4 protein-coding genes and 1 tRNA gene are annotated in these 5260 nt (G+C 32.9%); 2 read left to right on the plus strand and 3 right to left on the minus strand.

The window, feature by feature from the left end; all coding sequences use genetic code 11:
- Nucleotides 1-394: 394 nt before the first annotated feature.
- Nucleotides 395-468 (minus strand) — tRNA-Arg (locus tag LDB17_RS03545).
- Nucleotides 469-653: 185 nt separating this feature from the next.
- Nucleotides 654-1673, minus strand: a complete 1020-nt coding sequence (pheS, locus tag LDB17_RS03550) for a phenylalanine--tRNA ligase subunit alpha (RefSeq protein ID WP_252639154.1) — start codon at nt 1671-1673, stop codon at nt 654-656.
- A 400-nt stretch (nt 1674-2073) separates the two neighbouring features.
- On the opposite strand from pheS, the gene LDB17_RS03555 reads away from it, so the two are divergent.
- Together LDB17_RS03555 and LDB17_RS03560 are read left to right on the plus strand one after the other, a co-directional pair.
- Nucleotides 2074-3021 (plus strand): M28 family peptidase, encoded by a 948-nt coding sequence (locus LDB17_RS03555; protein WP_252639152.1) that lies wholly within the window; start codon nt 2074-2076, stop codon nt 3019-3021.
- A gap of 136 nt (nt 3022-3157) precedes the next feature.
- The gene (locus tag LDB17_RS03560) at nt 3158-3505 is read left to right on the plus strand and encodes a hypothetical protein (protein WP_252639151.1); all 348 of its coding nucleotides are present in this window, start codon (nt 3158-3160) and stop codon (nt 3503-3505) included.
- A gap of 305 nt (nt 3506-3810) precedes the next feature.
- On the opposite strand, the gene LDB17_RS03565 is transcribed toward LDB17_RS03560, so the two are convergent.
- The gene (locus tag LDB17_RS03565; protein WP_252639150.1) at nt 3811-4545 is read right to left on the minus strand and encodes an alpha/beta hydrolase; all 735 of its coding nucleotides are present in this window, start codon (nt 4543-4545) and stop codon (nt 3811-3813) included.
- Nucleotides 4546-5260 lie beyond the last annotated feature (715 nt).

The raw sequence follows: 5260 nt of genomic DNA on the forward strand, positions 1-5260 counted from the left end.
TATCCATGATCGGAAGAGTGTTCTTTGGTGAGATAATTTTACTTACCGACTGTAGCCGGCTTAATAATTCTGATTTTGAAAATGTAATTGTTGTCATAGTGCCTTTTGATTTTGAAGGCTATCAGACAAAGTGTTGTAGAGGTTTTTAAAAGAAAGTATGAGGTAGGTATATAAACACAAAAAAGCCAAATCTCATACCTTCGTATAAAATTCGACTCAAACATTCGATGCAAATATATTCAAAAATATTTTATATCTGCAAATTAATTATGGATTATTTTTTGAATTTATTTTGAAGAGAGACAAAAGGCTAAGTTTTGTAAGTGATTCTGTAAGTACCTCAAAAAATAGGCGTGTAAACCATTGATTTACACGCCTATTCACTTCAAAAAAGTGACCACGGCAGGATTCAAACCTGCAACCTTCTGATCCGTAGTCAGATGCTCTATTCAGTTGAGCTACGTAGCCGTTTTCCTTAAATGCGATGCAAAGGTAAAATAGTTTTGTTTATTATGCAAATATATTCTAAAGTATTTTCTCCTCAAAAGTGATTATTGAAGCCAAAAACAAGCTATAATATTGTTTTAAAGATGCTTATAAATACAAAATAAAATGCATAAAATGCTTCGCTCAGCATTTACGATAAGTACATCTTAATATGCACTCTCAAACTGATCAAGAAAACGTTGATCATTCTCGGAGAACATACGAAGATCCTTAACTCTATATTTAAGATTTGTAATACGCTCCACTCCCATTCCGAGAGCATATCCCGTATATACTTTACTATCTATACCACAATTTTCCAACACATTCGGGTCTACCATACCACAGCCTAATATCTCTACCCAACCAGTGTGTTTACAGAATGGGCACCCTTTCCCGCCACAGATATTACATGAAATATCCATCTCAGCACTAGGCTCTGTGAAAGGGAAATATGAAGGACGCAAACGTATCTTGGTATCTGCTCCAAACAGCTCTTTCGCAACGAATAACAAAGCTTGTTTTAGATCAGCAAAAGACACATTCTTGTCTATATACAATGCCTCAACCTGATGAAAGAAACAGTGCGCACGATACGAAATAGCTTCGTTACGATACACTCGACCAGGACAAATAATGCGTATCGGTGGTTGTTGCTTCTCCATCACTCGAGTCTGAACAGAAGAAGTGTGTGTACGCAATACAATTTCAGGGCTTCGTGCAATAAAGAACGTATCCTGCATATCACGAGCCGGATGATCTTCCGCAAAGTTAAGAGAAGAGAAAACATGCCAGTCATCCTCTATCTCAGGGCCTTCGGCTATAGAAAAGCCTAAACGGCGGAAAATATCACAAATTTCTTTTCTTACAATTGATAGCGGATGGCGAGTACCAAGCTCGATGGGCGCAGCAGTACGAGTAAGGTCGATTGCCTCATCCACAGTGTGAGAATTTTCTAAAGATTCTTTCAACTGATTTATTCGCTCCTGAGCCTTTTCTTTTAGTTCATTTAGTTTTATACCTACCTCCCGTTTCTGTTCTGCAGCTACAGTGCGAAAATCGTTCATCAAAGCCGATACTTCACCTTTCTTACTAAGATACTTAATACGTAAAACCTCTATCTCATCTGCTTTAGAAGCTTTCAGTCCCTCAATTTCTGCCAACAGCTTATCTATTCTATCAATCATAAACTTCAATTATGAATTATACTTTTATAAGTTTTTCACTTTGGAATACAAAAATACACTTTTCTTTTTATTATCAATCATTTTAACACAGAAGCCACCCCAACTTTTCATCATCTTTACAAAACTAGAGTTTCTCAATCTCACGTATCCGTTAAATCAAAAAAGGTTACAATTTCTCGCAAAATCAAATAAAACACAAACAACACTATATCAAATATATAAACATCAAAAAGTAACAAAAGTAACAGCTATCCGTAATATTATAAATTGTCACTTTAATTTATTTACAAATAATAACAAGTATCTTAATACTAGATAATTTAGCCTGTAAGAAATAAAACAAATAGGAAATCTTGAATATTAAACTATATTTGTCATAATTAAACTACAGATCGCAAAAATGAAGCTTATATACACTTTTATAATATCCACTCTTTTATTTGTCACACATAATCTGCATGCTCAGTCTGATATAGAGCGTATACAAAAGCATCTGACTGCTATTACCAAAACAGAAGGGTTTCGCAACTTTGAGGATACAGTAACACTCAACAAGGTTGCAAACTATATATTCACAGAATTTAGCCAATATGCAGATACAACATATTATCAAACATACACTGTTGACAATGTTAATTATAAGAATGTTATCTGTCGGTTTGGTACAAAACAACAAAAAGCTTTGGTAGTAATCGGTGCTCATTACGATGTTTGCGGAGAACAAGAAGGTGCTGACGATAATGCATCTGGCGTAACTGCTATACTGGAATTAGCTCGGTTATTTAGTCGATCAAACTTAACACGCCCCATAGAGCTAGTTGCATATACCCTCGAAGAACCACCCTTCTTCGGTACTCAATCTATGGGCAGTTACATCCATGCCAGCGAACTGAAAAAAGCGAACACCTCCGTCTACGGGATGGTGGCTATAGAAATGATCGGATTCTTCAATGACGCTGAAGGTTCACAGAGTTATCCATTTGCCCCAATGAAGCTTTTTTATGGCAATAAGGGAGACTTTATACTCTTAACAAAGAAAATAGGACATGGACAATTTGTAAAAGATTTCTCCAAGCAATTTTACAACGCAAAAACAATTAAAACTAAAAGCCTGACAAGTCCCGGAATGATAAAAGGAGTAGATTTTTCAGATCATCGCAATTATTGGGCACTCGGCTTTGATGCTATGATGATTACCAATAGTGCATTCTATCGCAATCACAATTATCATAAACCGGGAGACAAAATGGATCGTCTGGATTTTAAACGAATGGCAGGAGTTATTGACGCGATTTACTATGCGATTATTAACATCGACAAACCTACATCTGTGAAAAAGAAAAAATAGTGGAGAATTTACCAGTGCATACATAGGAGACGAATATAAAGATATACTAGAGACAGCAATTAGAAATAGTTATGCGAACTCTTTATAGTTTCTAGAAAGAAAGTCCCAGTAAAAAAGAACAACAAAACAATCTGATATGATAAAATTTTGTAATTTGATATATTTCAATCTTTATAAATTAGGGTTATTAATAAATGAAATATCGGTCTATCCGATAAATAATTTCTTATTTAAAAACAATAAAAAAGGAGAAGAAGTCATTAAAGCAGTAAAAGAAGTCTCGGAAAATAAAAAGAATGGAATAAAGATAACTCTTGCTGGTATGCATTTTTATGCTCTAGTATATCTATTTATATTGGGTTCCATAAATTCTGTTTTAATTTGTTTGCAAGAAGTTAATATTGCAAAAAATATAAACGATGATTATTTACTCTTGTTGTTAGGTGTTCCTTCATATATTTTTGCTTATTTCCTGATAGACTAGAAAGATAGATATTTAGATTATTTTAAATATTTTGAGATGTTTACAACTAAAAAGAAACGGATATGGGCACTTATAAGTCTTCTAACAGTTATCTTTTTATGGTTTTGGGGATTTGGGAGCTTGATACTCAGATTGATTTTGAATAATAATTAAATAACCCATCATCCCTTCTAATTTGCAATCCAATGATTAAAATCCTTACAAACTAGTCATGCCGATGTTGTTATTAATAGTATTGACTATCCCACTAGAAAGAATTAGGATTGCAGTTGCCATAAATATACTCTAGCACGATTTCTGAAAGTCTAATTTTCTTTAATCAAAAGAATACCACTAAGAATAGTACTTATCGCATCAGCTTTTTTTACCACCATCAGGTGATCCCCACCTTCTACTGGAAATGCATTTCGTATATGTTCATAAGAAAAAATCTGATCTTCGGTTCCGTGTATATGATAGAGATGTTTACATTTATTTTCGGGCATCCAACCTACAATTTGCTCAATAGCCCACTTAATATAAACAGGATCAACAAAGGTCATTACCTCAGCCAGCTCTGATGTTGGCACATTATAAACAAAACGGTTAAAAAGATCCGTTATAAGCTCTGTTGAAGCATACACGCGCATCGGAATGCGGTCTGCCACATTTGTTCTTTTAGCTGCACGAAATAACATTGGGATCTCTTCGTCTCTTTTAAAAGACGAAATAAGTACGGTTTTTATTGGAGATAAGAAATAACTCATTACCTGAACAATAACGCCACCAAAAGAATATCCTATCAGTATATATGATCTGGAGGTATCAATCTCTTTTGCCATAACAGAAGCATATTCCTGCAACGACTGTCCAGAAATGGGAACGTGCCATTCAATATATTTCTTCTTATATCCCTTCGGTAGCACTATCTTATCAAATACACTACAATTATAGCACATCCCTGAAATAAAATAGACATTAATATCCTTTTTCCAAAGCTTCTTTACACGCTTCAAAATTTGGAATATTCTGTGCGTACCTGTCTTTTTCTTTCTGTCCATAATTTATATTAGCAAATGGATATATAAAGATAATATTTTATTAACTAAAGATATAATATGCACCTCTAGCTTTTCCTGAAACTTTATATACCTTTTTATAAGACCTATTTTAAATTTTATTTCTATGAACATCCCCATCTATACCTATTACATGGTATATAAATACCATGTAATAGGTATTTACAACTTCGGTGAAGAGGCATACTTTTACATAAATTTATTTATTATGTTTTAAAATATGTAATAATTTATGTTTTACAGAAACAATCAACAAAATAAGATATTTCAAAACATATCATTTCAAGCCAACAAATCGACACAAAAAGAATCATTATGAAACCAAATTTAAAAAAAACATTACATTTTTATTCTTTTTACAAAAATTTAGTTTACATTTGCTCCTGGAAATAAGTTTACTCTCAAAACTTACCTCTAAATAAAAGTAGTGTTCTATAATGAAAATAAAGATAAAGGAAATCAAAGCTAACATAGCTTCAGATTACAGATATACAACTGTAATACCTTTAATTAGCTTTATCATGCCAAAAATATTTATATACAAAAACTATATAAATATGACACAAGAAGACAATCAAAATCAATAACAACTTTTTCTTCATACTTGTACACATAAATTTATTAATATTAACACAATACACCTATTGAGTAGTATCGAACGGAACTTCCTTTTTCACTATTTTTTCCGTTCGTATAC

Origin of the sequence: Dysgonomonas sp. Shenzhen-Wh21 (assembly GCF_043392705.1) — a bacterium.
GTDB lineage: Bacteria > Bacteroidota > Bacteroidia > Bacteroidales > Dysgonomonadaceae > Dysgonomonas.